Origin of the sequence: Pseudomonas sp. AM4(2022) (assembly GCF_036346515.1) — a bacterium.
GTDB classification, from domain to species: Bacteria; Pseudomonadota; Gammaproteobacteria; order Pseudomonadales; family Pseudomonadaceae; genus Aquipseudomonas; species Aquipseudomonas paracarnis.
The window spans coordinates 231,463-256,510 of record NZ_JAOTNW010000004.1; the positions used below are offsets into that span (position 1 = coordinate 231,463).

Annotated in this window: 28 protein-coding genes; 27 read left to right on the plus strand and 1 reads right to left on the minus strand. The window is 60.9% G+C overall.

All coding sequences use genetic code 11. The features are described 5' to 3' along the window. The first annotated feature begins 25 nt into the window (after positions 1 to 25). The 27 genes from ODQ19_RS07745 (at position 26) to ODQ19_RS07875 (ending at position 24,107) form a co-directional block, all read left to right on the plus strand. Positions 26 to 322 (plus strand): hypothetical protein, encoded by a 297-nt coding sequence (locus tag ODQ19_RS07745; RefSeq protein ID WP_003192968.1) that lies wholly within the window; start codon positions 26 to 28, stop codon positions 320 to 322. 169 nt (positions 323 to 491) lie between these two features. After that, entirely contained in the window at positions 492 to 1,964 is a 1,473-nt protein-coding gene (locus tag ODQ19_RS07750) for a sigma-54 dependent transcriptional regulator (protein ID WP_003192966.1), read from the plus strand. A gap of 110 nt (positions 1,965 to 2,074) precedes the next feature. Then, positions 2,075 to 3,286 carry a sensor histidine kinase gene (locus ODQ19_RS07755; protein WP_330209726.1) on the plus strand — a complete coding sequence of 404 codons (1,212 nt, stop codon included), beginning with the start codon at positions 2,075 to 2,077 and terminating at the stop codon, positions 3,284 to 3,286. A gap of 7 nt (positions 3,287 to 3,293) precedes the next feature. After that, positions 3,294 to 4,670 (plus strand): sigma-54-dependent transcriptional regulator, encoded by a 1,377-nt coding sequence (locus ODQ19_RS07760; RefSeq protein ID WP_330209783.1) that lies wholly within the window; start codon positions 3,294 to 3,296, stop codon positions 4,668 to 4,670. Positions 4,671 to 4,932: 262 nt separating this feature from the next. Continuing rightward, positions 4,933 to 5,262, plus strand: a complete 330-nt coding sequence (gene fliE / locus ODQ19_RS07765; RefSeq protein WP_003192959.1) for a flagellar hook-basal body complex protein FliE — start codon at positions 4,933 to 4,935, stop codon at positions 5,260 to 5,262. A 16-nt stretch (positions 5,263 to 5,278) separates the two neighbouring features. Next, positions 5,279 to 7,054, plus strand: coding sequence for a flagellar basal-body MS-ring/collar protein FliF (gene fliF / locus ODQ19_RS07770; protein ID WP_330209727.1), 1,776 nt, complete (start codon positions 5,279 to 5,281; stop codon positions 7,052 to 7,054). Next, positions 7,047 to 8,063, plus strand: coding sequence for a flagellar motor switch protein FliG (fliG, locus tag ODQ19_RS07775; protein ID WP_003192957.1), 1,017 nt, complete (start codon positions 7,047 to 7,049; stop codon positions 8,061 to 8,063). Before fliF ends, fliG begins: the two co-directional genes overlap by 8 nt. Before the next feature lie 10 nt (positions 8,064 to 8,073). Continuing rightward, positions 8,074 to 8,838, plus strand: a complete 765-nt coding sequence (gene fliH / locus ODQ19_RS07780; protein ID WP_116666965.1) for a flagellar assembly protein FliH — start codon at positions 8,074 to 8,076, stop codon at positions 8,836 to 8,838. Beyond that, entirely contained in the window at positions 8,828 to 10,186 is a 1,359-nt protein-coding gene (fliI, locus tag ODQ19_RS07785; protein WP_003192955.1) for a flagellar protein export ATPase FliI, read from the plus strand. Before fliH ends, fliI begins: the two co-directional genes overlap by 11 nt. A gap of 3 nt (positions 10,187 to 10,189) precedes the next feature. Next, positions 10,190 to 10,639, plus strand: a complete 450-nt coding sequence (fliJ, locus tag ODQ19_RS07790; RefSeq protein ID WP_003192954.1) for a flagellar export protein FliJ — start codon at positions 10,190 to 10,192, stop codon at positions 10,637 to 10,639. Between the two features lie 199 nt (positions 10,640 to 10,838). After that, entirely contained in the window at positions 10,839 to 11,144 is a 306-nt protein-coding gene (locus tag ODQ19_RS07795) for an STAS domain-containing protein (protein ID WP_330209728.1), read from the plus strand. Further along, positions 11,141 to 12,859, plus strand: coding sequence for an ATP-binding SpoIIE family protein phosphatase (locus tag ODQ19_RS07800; protein WP_330209729.1), 1,719 nt, complete (start codon positions 11,141 to 11,143; stop codon positions 12,857 to 12,859). Before ODQ19_RS07795 ends, ODQ19_RS07800 begins: the two co-directional genes overlap by 4 nt. 30 nt (positions 12,860 to 12,889) lie before the next feature. Then, on the plus strand, positions 12,890 to 13,237 hold the full coding sequence (locus ODQ19_RS07805) for an Hpt domain-containing protein (protein ID WP_330209730.1): 348 nt from the start codon (positions 12,890 to 12,892) through the stop codon (positions 13,235 to 13,237). An 84-nt stretch (positions 13,238 to 13,321) separates the two neighbouring features. Then, positions 13,322 to 14,626, plus strand: coding sequence for a flagellar hook-length control protein FliK (locus ODQ19_RS07810; protein ID WP_330209731.1), 1,305 nt, complete (start codon positions 13,322 to 13,324; stop codon positions 14,624 to 14,626). A gap of 210 nt (positions 14,627 to 14,836) precedes the next feature. Next, complete coding sequence (gene fliL / locus ODQ19_RS07815; protein WP_116666960.1) at positions 14,837 to 15,337, plus strand: flagellar basal body-associated protein FliL; 501 nt, start codon at positions 14,837 to 14,839, stop codon at positions 15,335 to 15,337. A gap of 9 nt (positions 15,338 to 15,346) precedes the next feature. Further along, entirely contained in the window at positions 15,347 to 16,315 is a 969-nt protein-coding gene (fliM, locus tag ODQ19_RS07820; protein WP_003192943.1) for a flagellar motor switch protein FliM, read from the plus strand. A 43-nt stretch (positions 16,316 to 16,358) separates the two neighbouring features. Continuing rightward, the gene (gene fliN / locus ODQ19_RS07825) at positions 16,359 to 16,826 is read left to right on the plus strand and encodes a flagellar motor switch protein FliN (protein WP_003192941.1); all 468 of its coding nucleotides are present in this window, start codon (positions 16,359 to 16,361) and stop codon (positions 16,824 to 16,826) included. Position 16,827: 1 nt separating this feature from the next. Continuing rightward, complete coding sequence (fliO, locus tag ODQ19_RS07830; protein WP_003192938.1) at positions 16,828 to 17,262, plus strand: flagellar biosynthetic protein FliO; 435 nt, start codon at positions 16,828 to 16,830, stop codon at positions 17,260 to 17,262. Then, on the plus strand, positions 17,262 to 18,005 hold the full coding sequence (fliP, locus tag ODQ19_RS07835) for a flagellar type III secretion system pore protein FliP (protein ID WP_003192937.1): 744 nt from the start codon (positions 17,262 to 17,264) through the stop codon (positions 18,003 to 18,005). The genes fliO and fliP overlap by 1 nt, the downstream gene beginning before the upstream one ends. Positions 18,006 to 18,009: 4 nt before the next feature. Continuing rightward, the gene (fliQ, locus tag ODQ19_RS07840) at positions 18,010 to 18,279 is read left to right on the plus strand and encodes a flagellar biosynthesis protein FliQ (RefSeq protein WP_003192936.1); all 270 of its coding nucleotides are present in this window, start codon (positions 18,010 to 18,012) and stop codon (positions 18,277 to 18,279) included. 4 nt (positions 18,280 to 18,283) lie between these two features. Further along, positions 18,284 to 19,069, plus strand: coding sequence for a flagellar biosynthetic protein FliR (gene fliR, locus ODQ19_RS07845; RefSeq protein ID WP_057700899.1), 786 nt, complete (start codon positions 18,284 to 18,286; stop codon positions 19,067 to 19,069). A gap of 3 nt (positions 19,070 to 19,072) precedes the next feature. Next, entirely contained in the window at positions 19,073 to 20,209 is a 1,137-nt protein-coding gene (gene flhB / locus ODQ19_RS07850) for a flagellar biosynthesis protein FlhB (RefSeq protein ID WP_019818363.1), read from the plus strand. A gap of 807 nt (positions 20,210 to 21,016) precedes the next feature. Further along, entirely contained in the window at positions 21,017 to 21,220 is a 204-nt protein-coding gene (locus ODQ19_RS07855) for a cold-shock protein (RefSeq protein ID WP_330209732.1), read from the plus strand. Positions 21,221 to 21,506: 286 nt separating this feature from the next. Beyond that, the gene (cspE, locus tag ODQ19_RS07860) at positions 21,507 to 21,716 is read left to right on the plus strand and encodes a transcription antiterminator/RNA stability regulator CspE (RefSeq protein WP_330209733.1); all 210 of its coding nucleotides are present in this window, start codon (positions 21,507 to 21,509) and stop codon (positions 21,714 to 21,716) included. A 259-nt stretch (positions 21,717 to 21,975) separates the two neighbouring features. Next, positions 21,976 to 23,532, plus strand: coding sequence for an S-type pyocin domain-containing protein (locus tag ODQ19_RS07865; protein WP_330209734.1), 1,557 nt, complete (start codon positions 21,976 to 21,978; stop codon positions 23,530 to 23,532). Between the two features lie 7 nt (positions 23,533 to 23,539). Then, positions 23,540 to 23,815 (plus strand): bacteriocin immunity protein, encoded by a 276-nt coding sequence (locus tag ODQ19_RS07870; RefSeq protein WP_032900801.1) that lies wholly within the window; start codon positions 23,540 to 23,542, stop codon positions 23,813 to 23,815. Positions 23,816 to 23,846: 31 nt separating this feature from the next. Beyond that, a complete protein-coding gene (locus ODQ19_RS07875) occupies positions 23,847 to 24,107 on the plus strand; it encodes a bacteriocin immunity protein (protein ID WP_330209735.1) in 261 nt (86 codons plus the stop codon). A gap of 190 nt (positions 24,108 to 24,297) precedes the next feature. Here ODQ19_RS07875 and ODQ19_RS07880 read toward each other — a convergent pair whose 3' ends face one another. Then, the gene (locus ODQ19_RS07880; protein WP_330209784.1) at positions 24,298 to 24,552 is read right to left on the minus strand and encodes a DUF6124 family protein; all 255 of its coding nucleotides are present in this window, start codon (positions 24,550 to 24,552) and stop codon (positions 24,298 to 24,300) included. Positions 24,553 to 25,048 lie beyond the last annotated feature (496 nt).

Sequence of the window (25,048 nt, forward strand, 5' to 3'; positions counted from 1 at the left end):
GGCCGATCGCCTTGAGGTACACATCATGAGCCACGCACTGCAACGCATCGACGAAACCCGCGAAGCCCTGATCGGCGCGCTGGCCGAGCGCAACTGGGAAGCCGTTGGCGAGTTGGACCTGGGGTGCCGGGCGGTGATTGATGAGGTGCTCAGCGAGGCGCCGGTAGATGAGGATGCATTGCGCGAGAAGCTTGAAAGTTTGTTGGTGGTGTATCGGCAGTTGCTGGAGGTGACGACCGGCGAGCGCCAGGCGATTTTCGAAGAGATGTCGCAGATCAACCAAGCGAAAAATGCGTCAAAGGTTTACCATCTGTTCGGTTGAACGGGCGCAGTTAATCCGAACGGCGCGTCATATATTTGACTGTGCCAGCATTTTTGACTTAACTAGTGCTGTTTTCAGATTTCAGACGTCTAGAAGGTAAGAAATCTTACAGACGTCTAGATTGCCCTCATTCCGGGGCAGGAAGTTTTACTAGGGAAGTTGCTATTGCATGTGGCGTGAAACCAAAATTCTGCTGATCGATGACGATAGCGTCCGCCGCCGCGATTTAGCGGTGATTTTAAATTTTCTCGGTGAAGAAAATTTACCCTGCGGCAGCCACGATTGGCAGCAGGCGGTCAGCTCGTTGTCGTCGAGCCGTGAAGTCATTTGTGTATTGATCGGGACGGTAAACGCTCCTGGCGCAGTTCTGGGCCTGTTAAAGACACTGTCTACCTGGGATGAGTTCCTTCCGGTGTTGCTAATGGGCGATATTTCTTCCGTGGACCTGCCGGAAGACCAGCGCCGCCGTGTGTTGTCCAACCTGGAAATGCCGCCCAGCTACAGCAAATTGCTCGATTCCCTGCACCGCGCCCAGGTCTATCGCGAGATGTACGACCAGGCCCGCGAGCGCGGCCGTCACCGTGAGCCCAACCTGTTTCGCAGCCTCGTCGGCACCAGCCGTGCCATCCAGCACGTGCGCCAGATGATGCAGCAAGTGGCCGACACCGACGCCAGCGTGCTGATCCTTGGCGAGTCAGGTACCGGCAAGGAAGTGGTCGCGCGCAACCTGCACTATCACTCCAAGCGTCGCGACGGGCCCTTCGTGCCGGTCAACTGCGGGGCGATCCCGGCAGAGCTGCTGGAAAGCGAATTGTTCGGCCACGAGAAGGGCGCCTTTACCGGGGCGATCACCAGCCGTGCCGGGCGCTTTGAGCTGGCCAATGGCGGCACCCTGTTCCTCGACGAAATCGGCGACATGCCGTTGCCGATGCAGGTCAAGCTGCTGCGCGTATTGCAGGAGCGCACCTTCGAGCGCGTGGGCAGCAACAAGACCCAGAGCGTGGACGTGCGCATCATTGCCGCCACCCACAAGAACCTCGAAAGCATGATCGAGGTCGGCAGCTTCCGCGAAGACCTGTACTACCGCCTCAACGTATTCCCAATCGAGATGGCCCCGCTGCGCGAGCGCGTGGAAGACATCCCGTTGCTGATGAACGAACTGATCTCGCGCATGGAACACGAAAAGCGCGGCTCCATTCGTTTCAACTCTGCGGCAATCATGTCCCTGTGCCGCCACGGCTGGCCGGGCAACGTGCGTGAGCTGGCCAACCTGGTGGAGCGCATGGCGATCATGCATCCGTACGGGGTGATCGGCGTGGTCGAGTTGCCGAAGAAATTCCGCTACGTCGACGACGAAGACGAACAGATGGACAGCCTGCGCAGCGACATGGAAGAGCGCGTGGCGATCAACGGCCATACTCCGGACTTCGGCGCCACCGCGATGTTGCCGCCCGAAGGCCTGGACCTTAAGGACTACCTCGGCAACCTGGAACAAGGGTTGATCCAGCAGGCCCTGGACGATGCCCACGGCATCGTGGCCCGCGCCGCCGAGCGCCTGCGTATCCGTCGCACCACCCTGGTGGAAAAGATGCGCAAGTACGGTATGAGCCGCAAAGAAGGTGATGAACAGGCGGATGATTGACGCCTGTTTTTCAACTACTTGATTTATAGGTAGATTTTTTTCGGCACGGGTATTGCTACAGCCCTCGCAACGTTCCGTTTAACTGACGGTCAGCCAAGCGAGAGAGCATCATGCCCCACGCCGCCCAACTATCTTCGGCCCCTGCCATCCAGGGGCTGGTTTCGCCTGTAGAACCGCCGACCCGCCAGGGCCTGGAACAGGCGTTCTCGCAGTTCAACCAGATGTCGAGCCAGCTGACCGACTCCTACAGCCTGCTTGAGGCCCGGGTTTCCGAGCTTAAAGGCGAACTGGCGGTGGTCAGCGCCCAGCGTATGCAAGAGCTGGCCGAGAAAGAACGCCTGGCTAACCGTCTGCAAAACCTGCTGGACCTGTTGCCCGGTGGCGTGATCGTCATCGACGACCAGGGCCGCGTGCGCGAAGCCAACCCGGCGGCCTGCGACCTGCTCGGCCTGCCGCTGGAAGGCGAGCTGTGGCGTGAAGTCATCACCCGCTGTTTTGCCCCCCGTGAAGACGACGGTCACGAAGTCTCCCTCAAGGATGGGCGCCGGCTGTCTATCGCGACCCGTTCCCTGGACGCCGAGCCGGGCCAGCTTGTGCTGCTCAATGACCTGACAGAAACCCGGCACCTGCAAGATCAGTTGGCTCGCCATGAGCGGCTGTCGTCCCTGGGCCGGATGGTCGCTTCCTTGGCCCATCAGATTCGTACGCCGTTGTCGGCGGCATTGATCTACGCCAGTCATTTGACTGACGAGCAATTACCGGCGGCCACCCACCAACGCTTTGCCGGGCGCCTCAAGGAGCGCCTGCATGAGTTGGAGCACCAAGTGCGCGACATGCTGGTGTTTGCCCGTGGCGAACTGCCGCTGACGGATCGCGTTACCCCTGCCGGCTTGATGCAGTCCCTGCAAGCGGCAGCGGCGGCCCATGTGCAGGAGGCCAACCTGCGTTGGCAGTGCGACAGCCACCAGGGCGAATTGCTGTGCAATCGCGACACCCTGGTGGGTGCGCTGCTCAACCTGATCGAAAACGCCACCCAGGCCAGTGGCTCCGGGGCGCGGCTGAAAGTGCACCTGTACACCCGCGGGCAAACCCTGCGCCTGTGCGTCAGCGACAGCGGTAGCGGTATCGCCCCGCAAGTGCTGCAACGCCTGGGCGAGCCGTTTTTTACCACCAAGACCAACGGCACTGGCCTGGGCCTGACCGTGGTCAAGGCAGTGGCCCGTGCCCATCAGGGACAATTGCAGCTGCGTTCCCGCCTGGGGCGTGGCACCTGTGCATTGATGACCTTGCCGCTGTTTTCCAGCGCGGCAAGCGCGGAGTAAGAGGATGATGGCTATCAAGGTTTTATTGGTGGAAGACGATCGCGCCCTGCGTGAAGCATTGGCTGACACGCTGCTGTTAGCAGGCCATGACTACCGTGCGGTCGGCTCTGCCGAGGAAGCCTTGGAGGCGGTCGAACAGGAGTCCTTCAGCCTGGTGGTCAGCGACGTCAACATGCCCGGCATGGACGGCCACCAATTGCTCGGCCTGCTGCGGGTGCGCCAGCCGCAACTGCCGGTGCTGCTGATGACCGCCCATGGCGCGGTGGAGCGGGCGGTGGATGCCATGCGTCAGGGCGCGGCGGATTACCTGGTCAAGCCGTTCGAACCCAAGGCGTTGATCGAACTGGTTGCTCGGCATGCCCTAGGTGTGATGCCGGCAGCCGAGGGTGATGGCCCGATTGCCTTTGAGCCGGCCAGCGCGCAATTGCTGGAGCTGGCGGCGCGGGTGGCGCGCAGTGATTCCACTGTGCTGATTTCCGGCGAGTCCGGCACCGGTAAAGAAGTGCTGGCGCGGTATATCCACCAGCAATCGGGCCGCGCCAAGCAACCGTTCATTGCGATCAACTGCGCGGCGATCCCCGACAACATGCTCGAGGCCACCTTGTTTGGCCATGAAAAGGGCTCGTTCACCGGCGCCATCGCGGCCCAGGCCGGCAAGTTCGAACAGGCCGACGGCGGCACCATCCTGCTCGACGAAATCTCGGAAATGCCCCTGGGCCTGCAAGCCAAGTTGCTGCGGGTATTGCAGGAGCGTGAGGTGGAGCGCGTGGGCGCACGCAAGCCGATCCAGCTGGATATCCGCGTGGTCGCCACCACCAACCGCGACCTGGCGGGCGAAGTGGCAGCGGGGCGCTTCCGTGAAGACCTGTTCTACCGACTGTCGGTGTTCCCGCTGGCCTGGCGCCCATTGCGTGAGCGCCCGGCGGATATCATCCCCTTGGCTGAGCGCCTGCTGAACAACCACGTCAAAAAAATGAAGCATGCCCAGGCGCGTTTATCGCCCGAGGCCCAGGCCTGCCTGGTCAGTTACCCATGGCCGGGCAACGTGCGCGAGCTGGACAACGCGATCCAGCGAGCGTTGATTTTGCAGCAGGGCGGCTTGATCCAGCCCCAGGATTTTTGCCTGGCCATGGGCAATGGTGCTGCGCCGTTGCCCAGCCTGGCGCCAGCGCCGGTGGTTGCCGAGGCAGAATCGGCCGGTGCCCTGGGCGATGACCTGCGCCGCCGTGAATTCCAGATGATCATCGACACCCTGCGCGCCGAGCGTGGCCGCCGCAAAGAAGCGGCCGAGCGCCTGGGCATCAGCCCGCGCACCTTGCGCTACAAGCTGGCGCAGATGCGCGACGCCGGTATGGATGTGGAAGCCTATCTTTTCGCCACATGACCGCGCGCCAATACCGTTTGTTTGCAGGAGCGAGCTGGCTCGCGAAAAACGTCAACGATAACGCGTGCTTCCTGGATGCTCGCGGCGCCCATGAGTTCTTCGCGAGCAAGCTCGCTCCTACAAAAAAACGTGCGGTAACAAGTTCGACAAGCTTTGTCGCCTTTTCTTACGAGTTGCTCCAGAGCTGGCACCCTTGTTGCTACCACCCCTAGTAACCGCTGCGTAGTGTCAAAAAATTGCGGGTCGTCGGAGAGAGAAGGTCATGAGCCAGGGTATTGAGTTCAATCGGTTGATGTTGGATATGCGCGCCATGCAAATGGATGCCATGGCTCAACCGAAATCCGTCGCGCCAGCGCCGGAATTGGGCCAAAGCAATTTTGCCGACATGCTCGGTCAGGCAATCAATAAAGTCAGCGATACCCAGCAGGCGTCCAGCCAGTTGGCGACGGCTTTCGAGATCGGTAAAAGCGGCGTGGACCTCACCGATGTGATGGTCGCCTCGCAAAAGGCCAGTGTGTCCTTCCAAGCCTTGACCCAAGTGCGTAACAAGCTGGTTCAGGCGTATCAAGACATCATGCAGATGCCGGTTTAAGGACGAGATTTAAGTCATGGCAGAAGCACTCTCCGACAACCTCCCCGCCAAGGCAGACGGCAAGCCGCCGTTGTTTGGCCTGTCGTTCCTGGAAAACCTCTCGCAAATGACCATGCTGCGTCAGGTGGGCCTGATGGTGGGCCTGGCAGCCAGCGTGGCGATTGGTTTTGCCGTGGTGCTGTGGTCGCAGCAACCCGATTACCGCCCCCTGTACGGCAGCCTGTCGGGCATGGATTCCAAGCAGATCATGGAAACCCTCGCCGCCGCCGACATCGCCTACACCGTGGAACCCAACTCCGGCGCGTTGCTGGTCAAGGCCGATGACGTAGCCCGCGCACGGATGAAACTGGCCGCCGCTGGCGTGGCGCCGTCCGACAGCAATATCGGTTTTGAGATCCTCGACAAAGACCAAGGCCTGGGCACCAGCCAGTTCATGGAAGCCACCCGCTATCGTCGTGGCCTGGAAGGTGAGCTGGCGCGCACCATTTCCAGCCTCAATAACGTCAAGGCCGCCCGTGTGCACCTGGCGATTCCGAAAAGCTCGGTGTTCGTGCGTGACGAACGCAAGCCCAGCGCCTCGGTCTTGGTCGAGTTGTTTGCTGGCCGCTCCCTGGAGCCTGGCCAGGTACTGGCGATCGTCAACCTGGTGGCCACCAGTGTTCCCGAATTGAGCAAGTCGCAAATCACCGTGGTGGACCAGAAGGGTAACCTGCTGTCCGACATGGCCGAAAACTCCGCACTGACCCAGGCCGGCAAGCAGTTCGACTACAGCCGCCGCATGGAAAGCATGCTCACCCAGCGCGTGCACAACATCCTGCAACCGGTATTGGGTAACGACCGCTACAAGGCTGAAGTGTCGGCCGATGTGGACTTCAGCGCTGTCGAGTCCACCTCCGAGCAGTTCAACCCCGACCAGCCGGCCCTGCGCAGCGAGCAGTCCACCAGCGAACAACGCACCGCCAGCAATGGCCCCCAAGGTGTGCCGGGCGCCCTGAGCAATCAGCCACCCGCGCCGGCCTCCGCACCGCAAACCACCGGTGGCGCCGCCGCTACCGCTGGCGCGATCCAGCCCGGCCAACCATTGCTGGACGCCAACGGCCAGCAGATCATGGACCCGGCCACCGGCCAGCCGATGCTTGCGCCATACCCTGCGGACAAGCGTAACCAGTCCACCAAGAATTTCGAGCTCGACCGATCCATCAGCCACACCAAGCAGCAACAGGGCAAGATCAATCGCCTGTCGGTGTCGGTGGTGGTCGATGACCAGGTCAAGGTCAACCCAGCGGACGGCGCCGTCACTCGCGCACCGTGGACGGCTGACGAACTGGCACGTTTCACCCGCCTGGTGCAGGACGCCGTTGGCTTCGACGCCAGCCGTGGCGACAGCGTCAGCGTGATCAACATGCCGTTCTCCGCCGAGCGCGGTGAAGTGATCGCTGACCCTGCGTTCTACACCCAGCCGTGGTTCTGGGACATCGTCAAGCAAGTGCTGGGGGTGTTGTTCATCCTGGTGCTGGTGTTTGGTGTACTGCGCCCGGTGCTCAACAACATCACCGGTGGCGGCAAGAAGCAACTGGCGCTGGCCGGTGGCGACGTCGAGTTGGGTGGCATGGGCGGCCTGGACGGTGAACTGGCCAACGACCGCGTCAGCCTTGGCGGCCCGCAAAGCATCCTGTTGCCAAGCCCGAGCGAAGGCTATGACGCTCAGTTGAACGCAATCAAGAGTCTGGTGGCAGAAGACCCGGGCCGTGTGGCTCAGGTCGTGAAAGAGTGGATTAACGCAGATGAATGATCGAGCCGCTGTGGCCAAGCTGTCCCGGGTCGACAAAGCCGCCGTGCTGCTGCTGTCCCTGGGTGAAACCGACGCTGCCCAAGTGCTGCGCCACATGGGCCCTAAAGAGGTCCAGCGAGTGGGCGTGGCCATGGCGCAGATGCGCAATGTGCACCGTGAGCAAGTCGAGCAGGTGATGAGCGAGTTCGTCGAAATCGTCGGCGACCAGACCAGCCTGGGCGTCGGCTCCGACAGCTACATTCGCAAGATGCTCACCTCGGCCCTGGGCGAAGACAAGGCCAACGGCCTGATCGACCGCATCCTGCTGGGTGGCAACACCAGCGGCCTGGACAGCCTCAAGTGGATGGAACCGCGGGCAGTGGCCGACGTGATCCGCTACGAGCACCCGCAGATCCAGGCGATCGTGGTGGCCTATCTGGACCCAGACCAGGCCGGCGAAGTGCTTGGTCACTTCGACCATAAAGTGCGCTTGGACATCATCCTGCGTGTGTCATCGCTCAACACTGTGCAACCGGCGGCGCTCAAAGAACTCAACACTATTCTGGAGAAGCAGTTCTCCGGCAATTCCAACGCCTCGCGCACCACCCTGGGTGGCATCAAGCGCGCGGCCGACATCATGAACTTCCTCGACAGCTCGGTCGAAGGCCAGTTGATGGACTCGATCCGCGAGATCGACGACACCCTGTCCGGCCAGATCGAAGACCTGATGTTCGTGTTCAACAACCTGGCCGATGTCGACGACCGTGGCATCCAGGCGCTGCTGCGCGAAGTGTCCTCGGACGTGCTGGTGCTGGCGCTCAAGGGCTCGGACGAAAACGTCAAAGAAAAGATCTTCAAGAACATGTCCAAACGCGCCTCGGAGCTGTTGCGCGACGACCTGGAAGCCAAGGGGCCGGTGCGCGTCAGCGACGTGGAAACCGCCCAGAAAGAAATCCTCACCATTGCCCGCCGTATGGCCGAAGCCGGAGAAATCGTTCTCGGCGGGAAGGGCGGCGAAGAAATGATCTAAGGCGCCTTGCATGTCGAATAAAGATGAGGCGCCCAGCGATCTGATTCGCGCGCGGGATGTCGGCGGCTTCGACATCTGGTCGCTGCCCAGCTTCGACCCCCATGTGCCGCAGCCCGAGCCTGAACCGGTGGAGGAACCGCCGGCGGAAATGGAAGAAGTGCCGCTGGATGAAGTCCAGCCACTGACCCTCGAAGAGTTGGAAACCATTCGCCAGGAGGCCTACAACGAAGGCTTTGCGGCGGGGGAAAAAGACGGTTTTCGCAGCACCACCCTCAAGGTTCGCCAGGAGGCCGAAGCGGCGCTGGCCACCAAGCTGGGTAGCCTGGAGCGCCTGATGGGCAACCTGTTCGACCCTATCGCCGAACAGGACTCGCAGCTGGAAAAATCCATGGTTGGCCTGGTGCAGCACATCGCGCGCCAGGTGATCCAGCGCGAGCTGGTGCTCGATTCCAGCCAGATCGAAGGCGTGATGCGTGAAGCCCTCAAGCTGCTGCCCCTGGGCGTCGGCAATGTGCGGCTGTACATCAACCCGCAGGATTTCGAACAGGTCAAAGCCCTGCGCGAGCGCCATGAAGAAACCTGGCGCATCGTCGAAGACGCTTCGTTGCAGCCCGGTGGTTGCCGTGTCGAAACCGAGCACAGCCGCATCGATGCAACGGTAGAAACCCGTATCAGCCAGATCATGGCCAAGTTGTTCGATCAACTGCATGAACAAGCCCTGCACCCCGCCGAGCCGGACCTGAGCGTTGACCTGGACGCCACCGATGCGCCTTGATCGCACCAGCTTCGCCAAGCGCCTGGGCAGCTACGCCGAGGCCACCGAATTGCCCGGCCAGCCGATCCTCGAAGGGCGCCTGTTGCGCATGGTCGGCCTGACCCTCGAAGCCGAGGGCCTGCGCGCCGCCATGGGCAGCCGCTGCCTGGTGATCAACGACGACAGCTACCACCCGGTGCAAGTCGAAGCCGAGGTGATGGGCTTTTCGGGCAGCAAGATTTTTCTGATGCCGGTCGGCAGCCTCGCCGGCATTGCACCCGGCGCCCGCGTGGTGCCGCTGGCCGACACTGGCCGCCTGCCCATGGGCATGAGCATGCTGGGCCGCGTACTCGACGGGGCCGGCCGTGCGCTGGACGGCAAGGGCGGCATGAAGGCCGAAGACTGGGTGCCGATGGACGGCCCCACCATCAACCCGCTCAAGCGCAACCCCATCAGCGTGCCACTGGACGTGGGTATTCGCAGCATCAACGGTTTATTGACGGTCGGTCGCGGTCAGCGCCTGGGCCTGTTCGCCGGTACTGGCGTGGGTAAGTCGGTGTTGCTGGGCATGATGACGCGCTTTACTGAGGCCGACATCATCGTGGTGGGGCTGATCGGCGAGCGGGGCCGCGAAGTGAAGGAGTTCATCGAGCACAGCCTCGGTGAAGAAGGGCTCAAACGTTCGGTGGTGGTGGCGTCACCTGCGGACGATGCGCCCTTGATGCGTCTGCGTGCGGCGATGTACTGCACACGCATCGCCGAATATTTTCGCGACAAGGGCAAGAACGTCCTGTTGCTGATGGACTCGCTCACGCGTTTCGCCCAGGCCCAGCGCGAGATCGCCCTGGCCATCGGTGAACCGCCCGCGACCAAGGGTTATCCGCCATCGGTGTTCGCCAAGCTGCCCAAACTGGTGGAGCGTGCCGGTAATGCCGAAGCCGGCGGCGGCTCGATCACCGCGTTCTACACCGTGCTGTCCGAAGGCGACGACCAACAGGACCCGATTGCCGACTCGGCGCGAGGTGTGCTCGACGGCCACATCGTGCTGTCGCGCCGCCTGGCCGAAGAAGGGCACTATCCGGCCATCGACATCGAAGCGTCCATCAGCCGGGTGATGCCGGCGGTGGTCACGCCGGAGCATATGGCCCGTGCCCAGCAGTTCAAACAGTTGTGGTCGCGTTACCAGCAAAGTCGCGACCTGATCAGCGTCGGCGCCTATGTGGCCGGTGGCGACCGCGACACCGACCTGGCCATCGCCCTGCAACCGCAACTGGTGACCTACCTGCGCCAGGGTCTCAACGACAAGATCACCATGGGCGAGAGCCAGTCGCACTTGCAGTCTATCTTCGCCCCGGCGCCGGGCGGCTAAGCCATGGCCAACAGCCGCGCCGCCCGCCTGGCCCCGGTGGTGGACATGGCCGAAAAGGCCGAGAAAGCCGCCGTGCAGCGCCTGGGCTACTTCCAGGGCCAGGTGCGCCTGGCCCAAAGCAAACTGGGCGACCTGGAGCGCTTTCGGGGCGAGTACCAGCAACAGTGGATCGAGCGCGGCAGCCAGGGTGTATCCGGCCAGTGGCTGATGGGGTACCAGGGCTTTCTCAATCAGCTTGAAACCGCCGTTGGTCAGCAACGCCAGAGCCTGGCCTGGCACGAGGCCAACCTCGACAAAGCCCGCGAGGCCTGGCAACAGGCGTTTGCCCGGGTCGAGGGGCTGCGCAAACTGGTGCAGCGCTACATCGACGAAGCGCGAGCCATCGAAGACAAGCGCGAGCAAAAACTGCTCGATGAACTCTCCCAGCGCCTTCCCCGCCCAGAACAGTTCTAACGCACCAATGTCATCGTCTTCTGTAGGAGCGAGCTTGCTCGCGAAAATCGTCAACGGTAACGCGTGCTTCCTGGGTGAACGCGGCGCCTGTGAGTTTTTCGCGAGCGAGCTCGCTCCTACAAAGGGTATTTGCTGTGTTGCTTGGATGCGGTTCAACTGCTACACCTTGTGTCTAGTGCAATGACAAGGAAGCAGTCACATGTCAGTCGAGTCAGAAGTATCCCTGGATGGGAAGAAGTTGACGATCGCAATCAAGGGCCGGTTCGATTTCGGCAGCCACCAGGCGTTTCGGGATGCCTACGAGCGTTACTACAAGGTGCCTGAGACCTATATCGTCGACCTCAAGGAAGCCACCTACATGGACAGTTCAGCCCTCGGCATGCTGCTGTTGCTACGGGATCATGCCGGCGGTGATGACGCCGAGGTCCGCGTGATGAACAGCAATTGCGACGTGCGCAAGATCCTCGCCATCTCCAACTTCGACAAGCTGTTCGACATCAGTTGAGCGCCTTGGCCCCGGTCCTTGAAGCGCTGACCATCCTGATCGCCGAAGACAGCGCCGCCGACAGCCTGTTGCTGGCGAGCATCATCCGCCGTCAGGGCCATCAGGTGCTGACTGTCAGCAATGGCGCCGAAGCGATTGAGGTGTTTGCCCGCGAGCGTCCGCAACTGGTGTTGATGGACGCGCTGATGCCGGTGATGGACGGCTTCGAAGCCGCGCGGCAGATCAAGCAACTGGCGGGGGAGGCGCTGGTGCCGATCATCTTCCTCACGTCGCTGCGCGAAAGCGAAGCCCTGGCCCAGTGCCTGGACGCCGGTGGCGATGACTTCCTGCCCAAACCTTATAACCCCTTGATCCTGGCGGCGAAGATCAACGCCATGGACCGCCTGCGCCGCCTGCAGGCCACGGTTATGCAACAACGTGACCTGATCGCCAGGCACCACGAGCACCTGATGCATGAACAGCGGGCGGCGAAGGCGGTGTTCGACAAGGTCGCCCATTCCGGTTGTATCAACGCCGCGCCGAATATCCGCTACCTGCAATCGCCTTATGCGCTGTTCAACGGTGACCTGTTGCTGGCGGCTTACACACCGTCCGGCGATATGCACGTGCTGCTAGGGGATTTCACCGGCCATGGCCTGCCGGCTGCCATCGGTGCCATGCCACTGGCTGAGGTGTTCTACGGCATGACCGCCAAGGGCTATGGCCTCACGCAGACCCTGCGGGAAATGAACGCCAAGCTCAAGCGCATCCTGCCGGTGGACATGTTCTGCTGTGCCACCTTGCTGTGCCTGAGCGCCCAGCGGCGGGCGGTGGAAGTGTGGAACGGCGGCATGCCCGAAGGCTATGTGCATGAAGTCGCCACGGGCAGGCGTACGCCGTTGATGTCGCGGCACCTGCCCTTGGGGGTGTTGGCGGCAGAGGCGTTCGATGACAGCACCGAGGTCTGGCCCATGGCGCTGGGCGACCGGGTATTCCTGCTCTCAGATGGTGTGCTGGACACCGCTGACGCCAACGATCAACTGTTCGGCGCCGAACGCTTGCAGCAGGTGTTCGCCGCCAACCGCGAGCCCGACCGCCTGTTCGCGGACATCGAGCAGGCCCTGGCGGCCTTTCGCGGCCAGGCGCGCGATGACGTCAGCATGGTCGAGATTACCTTGCAGGCGGGCCAACCCTTGCGGGCGGCCGAACCGATGTATGCCGACAGCGGCCAGTCGTGCCCGCTGGATTGGTCGGTGAGTTTCGAATTTCGCGCCCAGACCCTCAGGACCTACAACCCGCTGCCATACCTGCTGCAACTGCTGTTGGAGATCCACGGCCTGCGGGAGCAGAGCGGGGCGCTTTACAGTGTGATGGCCGAGTTGTATTCCAATGCGCTGGAGCATGGCGTGCTGGGCCTGGACTCACGGCTCAAGCGCGATGCCCAGGGATTTGCGCAATATTATCGCCAGCGTCATGAGCGCCTGGCGCAGTTGGACAGTGGTTATGTGCGCGTGCATGTACAGGTGGTGCCCACCGACAAGGGCGGCAAATTGAGCTTGCGCCTCGAAGACAGCGGGCAGGGTTTTGATGTGGAGCAGGAGCTGGCACGCCCCGTGGACATCGACCGTCTGTCTGGTCGGGGCCTGAGCCTGGTGCGTCAACTGAGCAACGCGGTACGCTGGTCTGATGGTGGGCGCAGTGTCTGCGTGGAGTTTTGTTGGGAGGCTCTGGCATAATCCGCCGATTCTTGATCAAGGAGCGAGCAAGTGGCTGAGCATCATTTGGACACCAAGGTATTATCGGATTTACAGGAAGTCATGGAGGGCGAGTACCCCATGCTGCTGGACACCTTTCTGAATGACTCTGAAGAACGCGTCAACGCGTTGCGCAAGGCGCGGGACGACGCCAAGGCGTTGGGGCAGATAGCGCATAGTTTCAAGGGCAGCAGCTGCAATCTCGGGGCGGTACGGTTGGCGAAGTTGTGTCAGCGCTTGGAGACAGCGTCCATCAAGCATGCTTCGGACTTGGGGGCGTTGGTGGATCAGATTGATCATGAGTTTGCGCTGGTGCGCCCGCTGTATGAGCATGAGCGGGAGCGGTTTTCTGGGGTTTGATATTTTATCGGCCTGACTTGGCCCGACTCTTGCTCTAACTCCACAGACTGCATCCCCGACCCCATGCAGTGGAGACCCTTACTTATGCCAGTCGCCCCCAATTCGCTCCTTCAGGCTGCCACCGCGGCCAAGCCTCAAGCGCCGGCCGCCACGCCTGCGGTAGCGCCAGCGGCCCCGCGGGACAAGGGCGCTGGCTTCGCTCAAGTGTTTGCCAAGCAAGCTACCAAGCCGCAGGCCAAGAGCGACGACGCGCCGGCCAAACCGGTGCGCGACAAGGCGTCTGATGCCAGCGCCAAACCGGCCACCGGTAGCGATAAACCTGCCGCCAGCGCGCCCGCCGTTGCCGATAGCGGCAATCCCTTGCCTGCCAAGCCGGCCAAGAGCGATGACCACGCTGACAGTGAGGGTGAGCAACCTGCCGCCCCGTCCCTGGCGCAGCAACCGGTGGCCGACCCGGCGCTGGTCGCCGCCGTGACGCCCGTGGCGGTCCCTGTGCCCGTACAAGCGCCTGCCGTTACTGTCGCAGATGACAACGCCCAGCCGCTCATCGCGGTAACCGAGGAGCCCAAGCAGCCGGCCTTCGACCCGCAGGCTGATCCCCTGGATTCGATGCCGGCCGTGCGCCTGGCGATGGAGCAGGGCGGTCACGTCTCGGCCAGCAGCCAGGCGCCGCAGAAAGCCGCGCCCACCACCCAGGACCAGCCGACTGCCGCGCAGAGCTTTGCCGCCGGCCTGGCCAACATGGTTGACCAGCAAGCCACCAAGGACAGCACCGACCAGGGGGGCGACAAGGCCTTCGGCGCGCTGATTGATGACGGCCTCAAGGACCTCAAGAACGCCAGCAGCGACACCCGTGTGGATGACTTCGCCAACCGCCTGGCTGCGCTGACCCAGGCGGCCACGCCGAAAACCGCGAATGCTTTGCCACCTGTCGCCAACGCGCCCCTGGCCATGCACCAGAGCGGCTGGACCGAAGAGGTGGTCAACCGCGTGATGTACCTGTCCAGCGCCAACCTCAAGTCGGCCGAGATCCAGTTGCAGCCCGCTGAACTGGGGCGCTTGGATATCAAGGTCAATATGACGGCGGACCAGCAAGCCCAGGTCAACTTCATGAGCGGCCATGCGGTGGTGCGTGAAGCGCTGGAAAGCCAGTCTGGGCGCTTGCGGGAGATGTTTGCCCAGCAGGGCATGGGGCAGGTGGATGTGAACGTGTCCGACCAGTCACGGGGCCAGGAGCAGCAGCAACAGCAGGGCCAGGCGCGGGGCGTCAGTGGCAGCGGCAGGCGTACTGACAGCGGCGACGCCGGTGGCCCTGTGGACGTGGCCGAGGTGGCGGCGCCAGTGAGCCAGAGCGTGATCGGCTCCAGCGCGGTCGACTACTACGCCTGACTTCCTGCTCAAACCCGCTCAGTGTGGGAGCTGGCTTGCCTGCGATGGCGGTGGAACAGTGACACACATGTGCACTGACCCACCGCCATCGCAGGCAAGCCAGCTCCCACATTTGATTTCGGTTGTCTTGGCCTAAGCCAACTCTGGCATAACACTTGCTCTTGCCTTGCCATAGATCTACGAATCCCCGAATAGTGACGGATTATTGGCATGGCGAAGAGTGACGACGCAGCAACTCCCCCCGCAGGCAAAGGCAAGCTCAAGCTGATCCTGTTGATTGTACTGGGCCTGCTTCTGGCCATCGGTGCCTCGGTGGGCGGCACCTGGTACATCATGCACAGCAGTGCGAGCAAACCGGCGCCCGCCGCCGAAACCGCCGCGAACGTCAAGCAACCGGCAATCTTCGAACAGATGCTTCCGGCCTTTGTCGCCAATTACAACCAGAATGGTCGTCAACGCTACCTGCAGGTGAGCATCACCTTGCTGGCGCGCAACCAGGCGGACCTGGATGCCCTCAAGGTGCATATGCCGGTGATCCGCAACAACCTGGTGATGCTGTTCTCCGGGCAGAGCTTCGACAGCCTGGCCACGCCAGTCGGCCAGGAAATGCTGCGCCAGAAGGTCACTGCCAGCGTGCAGGAAGTGGCCCAGAAAGAACTCGGCAAAGTCGTGGTCGAGCAGGCGCTCTTCACTAACTTCGTATTGCAGTAGGATCACGACATGGCCGTGCAAGACCTGCTGTCCCAGGATGAAATCGACGCGCTGTTGCATGGCGTGGACGATGGTCTGGTACAGACCGAAATGGCTGCCGAACCCGGCAGCGTCAAAAGTTACGACCTGACCAGCCAGGATCGCATCGTGCGGGGACGCATGCCGACCCTGGAGATGATCAACGAACGCTTTGCCCGCTACACCCGCATCAGCATGTTCAACATGCTGCGCCGCTCGGCGGACGTGGCCGTGGGCGGTGTGCAGGTGATGAAGTTCGGTGAATACGTGCACTCGTTGTACGTGCCCACCAGCCTCAACCTGGTCAAGATCAAGCCGTTGCGCGGTACTGCGCTGTTCATCCTCGACGCCAAGCTGGTGTTCAAGCTGGTGGACAACTTCTTCGGTGGCGACGGCCGTCACGCCAAGATCGAAGGGCGTGAATTCACCCCCACCGAACTGCGGGTGGTACGCATGGTGCTGGAGCAGGCCTTCATCGACTTGAAGGAAGCCTGGCAGGCGATCATGGAAGTCAACTTCGAGTACATCAACTCGGAAGTGAACCCGGCCATGGCCAACATCGTCGGCCCCAGCGAAGCCATTGTGGTGTCGACCTTCCACATCGAACTCGATGGCGGTGGCGGCGACCTGCACGTGACCATGCCGTATTCGATGATCGAACCGGTGCGCGAAATGCTCGACGCCGGTTTCCAGTCTGACCTCGACGACCAGGACGAACGCTGGGTCAAGGCCTTGCGCGAAGACCTGCTGGACGTCGACGTGCCGTTGAGCGCCACCGTGGCCCGCCGCCAGTTGCGCCTGCGGGATATTTTGCACATGGCGCCTGGGGACATCATCCCCGTCGACTTGCCGCAAGAGTTGATCATGCGCGCCAACGGCGTGCCGTCATTCAAGGTCAAGCTCGGTTCCCACAAGGGCAACCTGGCGCTGCAAGTGGTTGAGCCGATCAACCGCCGCTGATTCAACCCTAATTCATGATTGTTTGCTGCGCCGAGGACATGTAATGGCTACCGAACACGAAAACACTTCCGCCGAAGACCAGGCCCTGGCTGACGAGTGGGCTGCGGCCCTGGAAGAAACCGGCGATGTTGGCCAGGACGACATCGACGCGCTGCTGGCCGCCGACGCCGCCACCGCGCCGGCCGGCAACCGCCTGGCCATGGAAGAATTCGGCAGCGTGCCGAAGAACAACGACCCGGTGAGCCTCGATGGCCCGAACCTGGATGTGATCCTCGACATCCCGGTGTCGATTTCCATGGAAGTGGGCAGCACCGAAATCAACATCCGCAACCTGTTGCAGCTCAACCAGGGCTCGGTGATCGAGCTGGACCGCCTGGCCGGCGAGCCGTTGGACGTGCTGGTCAACGGCACCCTGATTGCCCATGGTGAGGTGGTGGTGGTCAACGAGAAGTTCGGCATCCGTCTGACCGACGTGATCAGCCCGAGCGAACGCATCAAGAAGTTACGCTGAGATGAAGTACTCGATGGCGGGACTGTTGCTGGCGCTGCCATTGAGCGCCCTGGCGGCGGAGCCGGTGGCGCAGGTGGCTACGGCGCCAGCGGTCGGCAGCGTCGGCGGGCAGTTGACGCAACTGGTGCTGGGCCTGTTGCTGGTGATCGGCCTGATCTTCGTGCTGGCCTGGTTGATGCGCCGCGTGCAGCGCATCGGCCCGGGCAACGGCCAGGTGATCGAGCTGGTGGGCTCGCGCGCCCTCGGCCCGCGTGACCGGCTGGTGCTGGTGCAGGTGGGCGAGGAGCAGATCCTGCTCGGCATCACCCCCGGCCGCATCACCCCGCTGCATGTACTCAAGACCCCGGTGGACGCGGTCAAGACCGAAGCCGCCACGCCAGAATTCGCCCAGCGCCTGATGGAGTTGCTGGGCAAGGATCAGAAGGATAAGAAGTAATGCGCGTTTTGTTGACGCTCATGCTGTTGCTGGCCGCGCCGATGGCCCTGGGCGCCGACCCGTTGTCGATCCCGGCGATCACCCTGGGCACCAATGCGGCGGGCGCGCAGGAATATTCGGTCAGCCTGCAGATCCTGCTGATCATGACGGCGCTGAGTTTTATCCCGGCGTTCGTCATGCTGATGACCAGCTTTACGCGGATCATCATCGTCTTCTCGATCCTGCGCCAGGCCCTGGGCCTGCAGCAGACGCCGTCGAACCAGATCCTCACCGGCATGGCGCTGTTTTTGACGCTGTTCATCATGGCGCCGGTGTTCGACAAGGTGAACCAGCAAGCCCTGCAACCTTATCTGGCGGAAAAGCTCACGGCCCAGGATGCGATCGATAAGGCCCAGGGCCCGATCAAGGACTTCATGCTGTCGCAAACCCGCTCCAGCGACCTTGAGCTATTCATGCGCCTGTCCAAGCGCACCGACATCGCCACCCCGGACCAGGCGCCGCTGACTATTCTGGTGCCGGCGTTTGTCACCTCCGAACTGAAGACCGCGTTCCAGATCGGCTTCATGATCTTTATCCCGTTCCTGATCATCGACCTGGTGGTGGCGAGCGTGTTGATGGCCATGGGCATGATGATGCTGTCGCCGTTGATCATCTCGCTGCCGTTCAAGATCATGCTGTTTGTGCTGGTGGACGGCTGGGCGCTGATTATTGGCACGTTGGCCGGCAGTTTCGGAGGGGTATAGCGCTATGACGCCAGAAGTCGCTGTCGACCTGTTCCGTGAAGCGCTGTGGCTGACCACCCTGATGGTCGCCGTGCTGGTGGTGCCGAGCCTGTTGGTGGGCCTGCTGGTGGCGATGTTCCAGGCCGCCACCCAGATCAACGAACAGACCTTAAGCTTCCTGCCGCGCCTGCTGGTGATGCTGGTGACCCTGATTGTCGCCGGCCCGTGGCTGGTGCAAACCTTCATGGAATACATCCTGCAGTTGTACGGCAGTATTCCGCAGTTGATCGGCTGAGCCGATGCAATCCTTGCTGGCCTTGACCGACACCCAGATCAGTACCTGGGTGGCCTCGTTCATCCTGCCGCTGTTTCGCGTCACGGCCATGCTGATGGCCATGCCGGTGTTTGGCACCACCTTGGTACCGCGTCGTGTGCGCCTGTATTTCGCGGTGGCGATCACCGTGGTGATCGTGCCTGGCCTGCCGCCGATGCCGCCGGTGAACGCCCTCGACCTGAGCGCCTTGCTGCTGATCGCCGAACAGATTCTGATCGGCGCCATGCTGGGGTTTTCCCTGACCCTGTTTTTCCAGGCTTTCGTGGTCGCCGGGCAAATTATTTCGATCCAGATGGGCATGGGCTTCGCGTCCATGGTCGACCCCACCAACGGCGTGTCGGCGGCGGTGATCGGGCAGTTCCTGACCATGCTGGTGACCTTGCTGTTTCTGGCCATGAACGGTCACCTGGTGGCGTTCGAAGTCTTGACCGAAAGCTTCACCACCTTGCCGGTGGGCTCGGGGTTGGTGGTCAACCATTTCTGGGAGCTGGTGGGGCGCCTCGGTTGGGTGTTGGGCGCAGCGCTGTTGCTGGTGCTGCCGGCGATCACGGCGCTGCTGGTGGTCAATATTGCCTTTGGCGTGATGACCCGTGCGGCGCCGCAACTGAACATCTTCTCGATTGGTTTCCCGCTGACCCTGGTGTTGGGGATGGGGATTTTCTGGGTCGGCCTGGCTGACATTCTCAATCAGTATCAACCGCTGGCGACCGACGCCTTGCAGTTCTTACGTGACCTGGCACGGGCGCGCTGAGCCATGGCCGAGAGCGAGAGTGGTCAGGACAAAACAGAAGATCCCACGGAGAAACGTAAAAAGGACTCCAGGGAAAAGGGCGAGATCGCGCGCTCCAAAGAGCTCAACACCTTTGCCACCATGATCGCCGGCGCAGGCGCCTTGCTGATCTACGGCGGTGGCCTAGCGCTGGACCTGCTGGAGATGATGAAGCACAACTTCAGCTTGCCGCGCGAAGTGTTGCTCAACCCCGATGCCATGGCCCAGTACCTGCTGCACTCGGGCAAAATCGCGCTGCTGGCGGTGCAGCCGATCTTGATCACCTTGCTGCTGGCCGCGCTGATCGGCCCGGTCGCCCTTGGTGGCTGGTTGTTTGCCGCGGGCAGCATGGCGCCCAAGTTCAGCCGCATGAACCCGGGCGCGGGGCTCAAGCGCATGTTCTCTGCCAAGGCCCTGATTGAATTGCTCAAGGCCCTGGCCAAGTTTTTCCTGATTCTGTTCGTGGCCTTGGCGGTGTTGTCGTCCGACATCGACGATTTGCTGCGCATCGCTCATGAGCCGCTGGAATCAGCGATCATCCACAGCGTGCAAGTGGTGGGCTGGAGTGCGCTGTGGATGGCCCTCGGACTGATCCTCATCGCCGCCGTGGATGCGCCGATTCAGTTGTGGGAAAGCCACAAGAAACTGCTGATGACCAAGCAGGAAGTGCGCGACGAGCACAAGGACCAGGAAGGCCGTCCCGAGGTCAAGCAACGCATCCGCCAACTGCAGCGGGAAATGTCCCAGCGCAAGATGATGGCCTCGGTGCCCGACGCCGACGTGATCATCACCAACCCGACCCACTACGCCGTGGCCCTCAAGTACGACCCCGAGAAGGGCGGCGCGCCGATGCTGCTGGCCAAGGGCAGCGACTTTACCGCGTTGAAAATCCGCGAAATCGCGGTGGCCAACGACATTCTGTTATTGGAGTCGCCAGCATTGGCGCGCTCGATTTTCTACTCCACCGATCTGGACCAGGAAATCCCGGCCGGCTTGTACCTGGCCGTTGCCCAGGTACTGGCCTACGTTTACCAGATCCGCCAATACCGCGCCGGCAAGGGCAAGCGGCCTGATCCGCTCAAAGACCTGCCGATTCCGCCGGACCTGCGTCGCGATTCCTGACGCCGCACCGCTTTTGTGGCGAGGGAGCTTGCTCCCGCTCGGGTGCGCAGCGCCCGCCGCTTTTTTGGGGCCGCTTCGCAGCCCAGCGGGAGCAAGCTCCCTCGCCACTGATGTCTTTGCACCAGGTGTGACCTGTTATCGGCAACCGCCTTTACCTGTCAACTTTGACAGTAGCCATTACGCCGCCTTCACTGTCTGATACAGCGATGAGGCGCGCAACCGTGCGCGGCTCGGGAGGCGGTGATGGATAGGGGTTCGGTCAGGTGGTTCGATGCGGTCAAAGGCATCGGATTTATTGCCCGGGATCGCGATGGCAACGCGGTTGCTGTTCAGTCGGCAGGCATGCAATGCAGTGAAGTGCTACCCACCCCTCCCAAGCCGCGAAAACCCCGCAAGCGCAAAAAATCATCGGATACATGATCCTCCTGTTGCGCCAGCCTTAGCACCTCTCGGCAAGGTGCGTCTACCTGTCAACTCTGACAGTAGCCAAAGCACATTTCCCGTTGTTCTATGACTGAACCAAACACTGCACGTATGTAGTTAACGAGAGGCAGGGAGAGCGGGATTGAAGGTGGCCACAGGGATTGTCAAATCCTATGACTGGATCAGGGGCGATTGGCTGATCGAATTGGATGAAGGGACTGAAGAGGTCTTCATCAATCGCAAGGATTGGCGATGGACGGCGCTTTGGCGGGGGAGGCGCATGAGGTTCCAAATGGTCCACCGGCCCAAGGGCATCTACGCGTTGCCGATCAGGGTGCATCACCGAGGTGGGTTGGGTTCTGAGTAAGGGTAAGGAGAGCTGCAATGGCAACGGGTACTGTGGAGTGGTTTAACGAGGCGAAGGGGTTTGGTTTTATTAAGCCCGACGATGGAAGTGAGCACATTTTTGCCCATTTTTCGGAAATTCAGTCGGACGGGTTCAAAAGCCTGAATGAAGGTCAGAAAGTAGAATACGAAGTTAAGGCAGGGACAAAAGGCCCGCAGGCCGTGAATATACGTGCTGTTTGATCGTTCCCACGCTCCCGCGTGGGAACGCATCGCGTGACGCTCTGCGTCACCCTTGCAGAGTGCTCAAGTCGTGCGCCTGGCTCGGGACGCGGAGCGTCCCAGGCGGCATTCCCACGCGGGAGCGTGGGAACGATCGGCATCGCAAGGATTGGCGCTGCACCGCGCTGTCGGTGGGTAAGCGTCTGAGGTTTCAAATGGTCCATCGGCCCAAGGGCATCTATGCGTTGCCCGTCAGGGTGCATCACCGGGGTGGGTTGGGTTCTGAGTAAATGTAAGGAGAGCGGCAATGGCAACGGTAACGGGTACTGTGAAATGGTTTAACACGGAGAAGGGGTTTGGTTTTATTGCTCCGGATGATGGGAGTGCGGACGTGTTCGTCCATTACTCGGCTATTCAGACGAGCGGGTACAAGAGCCTGGATGAGAACCAAAAAGTAGAGTTTGAAGTCACACAAGGTCCAAAAGGCCCACAGGCTGAGAATATACGACCTGTTTAAAGCGCACCCAATCATCCCCAGACAGAACACAGACCAAATGTGGGAGGGGCTTGCCCCCCGATAGCAGTGGCTCAGTCAATGAATCTATTGCCGATACACCGCCATCGCGAGCAAGCCCCTCCCACAGGTGGGCCGTCACCCGAATACATCCTCGTCAGAAATTTCTCTTTTTACCGCTACCTAGCCGAACGGTCAGTTGTTTGGCCTTGCACGATTGCGCAGCATCCCCAGACGTTTATAGCGTGCAAGGAAATGTGTCATGTGGGAGCGGCTTATCCGTCCTCGAGATCGTGAGCGGTTAAACATTGGCTTTGAAAAAATTGAATCACCTTTTTTTGCCAAATCTTATGTGCGCCAATCCCTAGAGGGATACGGCGGCCCGTTCGGGCTGGATGAGCTTAAAGCCGAGTTTGGCTGCTACGGCCGCGATACGCACAACCTCAGCGAACCCCAAAAGCGGAAGATGCTTGAAGCGGTAGAGCGCGGGGATTGGTTACTGGTGCTGGATGAACCCTTCAGCCCTTTAAGTCGCGACGCTTCCAACCGGTATGGTGCCATCACGGGAAAACGCGTACTGGAGAGTATTTACCAGTCTCCACAAGCCTTGGAGAAACCGCTGCAGTCGCGTGTTGAAAATGTGCAGGCACCGCGCAACCCCGTCGCCGAAAAGCAACTGCACTGTACATTTACCAAGCCTCGCACATTGCCTGACGGCACGATTGATTACACCGACTCCGGTAGCCCCATTCCCACCTGCGCTGTAGGCGATTACGGCACCTTCGCCCTGTTGGGCGGCAATGAAACAGACAGCGCGGGCAACGTCGTTCTCAAGCAGATCCGGGGCGAACGACTGCCTGCCGCGCTCGGTACGCTGGCGCTGGGTGGGGCTGCGGTGGCGGCTGGCGCATCCTGTGGTGGTCTTTGCACGGCGGGTGCAGTAACGGCGGGTATCGCTGGCAGCACATTGGCCGGTCTTGTCGCATTGCTGTGGCCGTCGAGCCTGGGCGACAGCAGCCTTTACACCGAAGAGCAGCTCAACACGTTGAAGCAAGGTCGTACGCGAGTTCGCTTGCATGTAGAGCAGCAAGCCGATGGCGCGTTGAAGGGGTATGGCTACAACACCCAAAAGCGCCCCGACTGGGAAATGATTCCGGTGGTGCAGTTCCGGGCGCGTGGCGCTCAGCAAGTGGCGGATTTTGGCGACGGCGTCACCCTGATCTGGACGCCGGCGGTTGAGCCATCCCGCACCTCAACCATCCCACCCCTGGAGGGCGCGCCGCAAGCGCCGCAAATCTGGATTTACCCGCCGACCGAGCGTGCGGATAGTATCCTCGTCAGCCCGATTTACCCGCCGGGGTACAAGGATTTTATCCTCGTGTTTCCGGCGGGGTCGGGGGTGAAGCCGCTGTATATCGTGTTGAATGTGCGTAAAACCTCGGGCCGTGTCACAGGCCAAGGCGAAGACTTGGACGGTAACTGGTTAATTGGTGCAGGTTCTGGGGAGGGGGTGCCCGTTCCAAAAGATGTAGCGGATGCACTGAGAGGGCGAGAATTCAAAAGCTTTGATTCATTTAGGGTTGAGTTTTGGAAAGCTGCCTCGATGTCAGCGATTAAAAACCAATTCATCAGTCAAAATCTTGGCCGAATGCGTAAAGGACGGGCTCCACGCGTACACAAAACTCAGCGCGTCGGCGGCAGGCTATCTTATGAGCTACACCACCTTGTAAAAGTATCGGAGGGCGGGGCCGTCTACGATCTGGATAATATTCGGGTAAATACTCCTAGAAATCATATTGATCTTCATCGGAACGAATAGGGAAAAAATGACTGACAGACTATTGAAAAAGAGCTTCTCCGATTACACGGAGTCCGAGTTCGTTGAGTTATTGGAAGCGCTAGCCAGGGAAGATCTGGAGGCTGAAAATGATGACCGGGCTGACCTGCTTTTGCTTCACTTTGAGAAGGTTAGTGAGCACCCGGCGGGATCCGATTTGATCTATTACCCAGAGCCTGGAGTCGATAACTCCCCCAAAGGTGTAACGCAGACCGTGAAGGCATGGCGTATTGCTCACGGGCTGCCGGTCTTCAAGGACGATTAGGCCGAATTTATTCAGTTCTTAGGTGTTTAAGATGAGGCCGTTTAAAAACAACTTGTCCGAATACACAGAAAGCGAGTTTCTGGAGCTTATCCAAGAGATATGCGGCGTAGTCGGCACAGAGGAATATCAGGATGAGCTATTGGAGCATTTCATCGAAGTAACGGGGTGCGCTGCTGCTTCTGACTGGATTTATTACCCGCAAGACGATGCTGATGATTCCGCCGAAGGTATAGTCCAAACGGTCAAGGCATGGCGTGCAGCCAATCGTTTGCCGGGCTTCAAAGATGGCTGACGCCTGGAAGTATTCGCATGTGTGGGAGGGGGGCTTGCCCCAATGCCAGTCAGTTAAAGCATTTTGTAGGAGCGAGCTTGCTCGCGAAAAACTTGCAGGCGCCGCGTTTATTCAGGAAGCCCGTGTTATCGTTGGCGTTTTTCGCGAGCAAGCTCGCTCCTACAGAGGGCAATGCCACATTTGGACCGTGTTATCCGCTGCTTGCGGCGCTCGTTATTCCGGCGCCAAGGTGCAGGCTATCAGCCAGTAACTGCGCCAGTTCGATCAACTGCGCAACACCGAGCAATTCCTCTCGTTTCGAACCTTCCAGGTCAAAGGCCAGGTCGCAGCTCAAGGCATTGGCCGAAGCGAGTGTTTCACTGAGGTTGACCAGCAGGTCTTCGCTGCTGATGCCGTCGGCTACGGTAAACAGCCGGATGAGGGGATTTGGGGTGGGTTTGATCACTGTGAAGCTCCTGATGAAAGTGGAGCCGCCACTGATCGCCGCGACGCGATTGAAGGTGGCAGCTGTACGCAGGTTCGCGGACCGGTGAAGGAGCAACCCGGCATACCCGAAGGTATCCCGTGCACAGCCGCCATAGCGCCGCACAGTGGACGATAAAAAACCGCTTACTGAAAGGGAGATGGTGCTCAAGCCGTGCACCAGCCTCCGGGACGCAGAGCGTCCCAGGCGGCATTCCCACGCAGAGCGTGGGAACGATCAGCGTGGGGGGGGCAGTTTAGGGGTTACCCGGCCTGGCCTCGGGTGACGGCGCTCTGTCATCCAATACCCGCTCGGCCAACAATCGCCCTACCTCAATCAACTGCGCAAACCCCACAGCTATCGGGTTCAAGCCTCCTCCCACGTTTGACCTGATTTCAACTTCAACAAGCGCAGTTGATGGTCGAGCGCGTTACGCCTACTTCGATCGTCGGAATCATCAGCAACCTGTCAAGGTTGA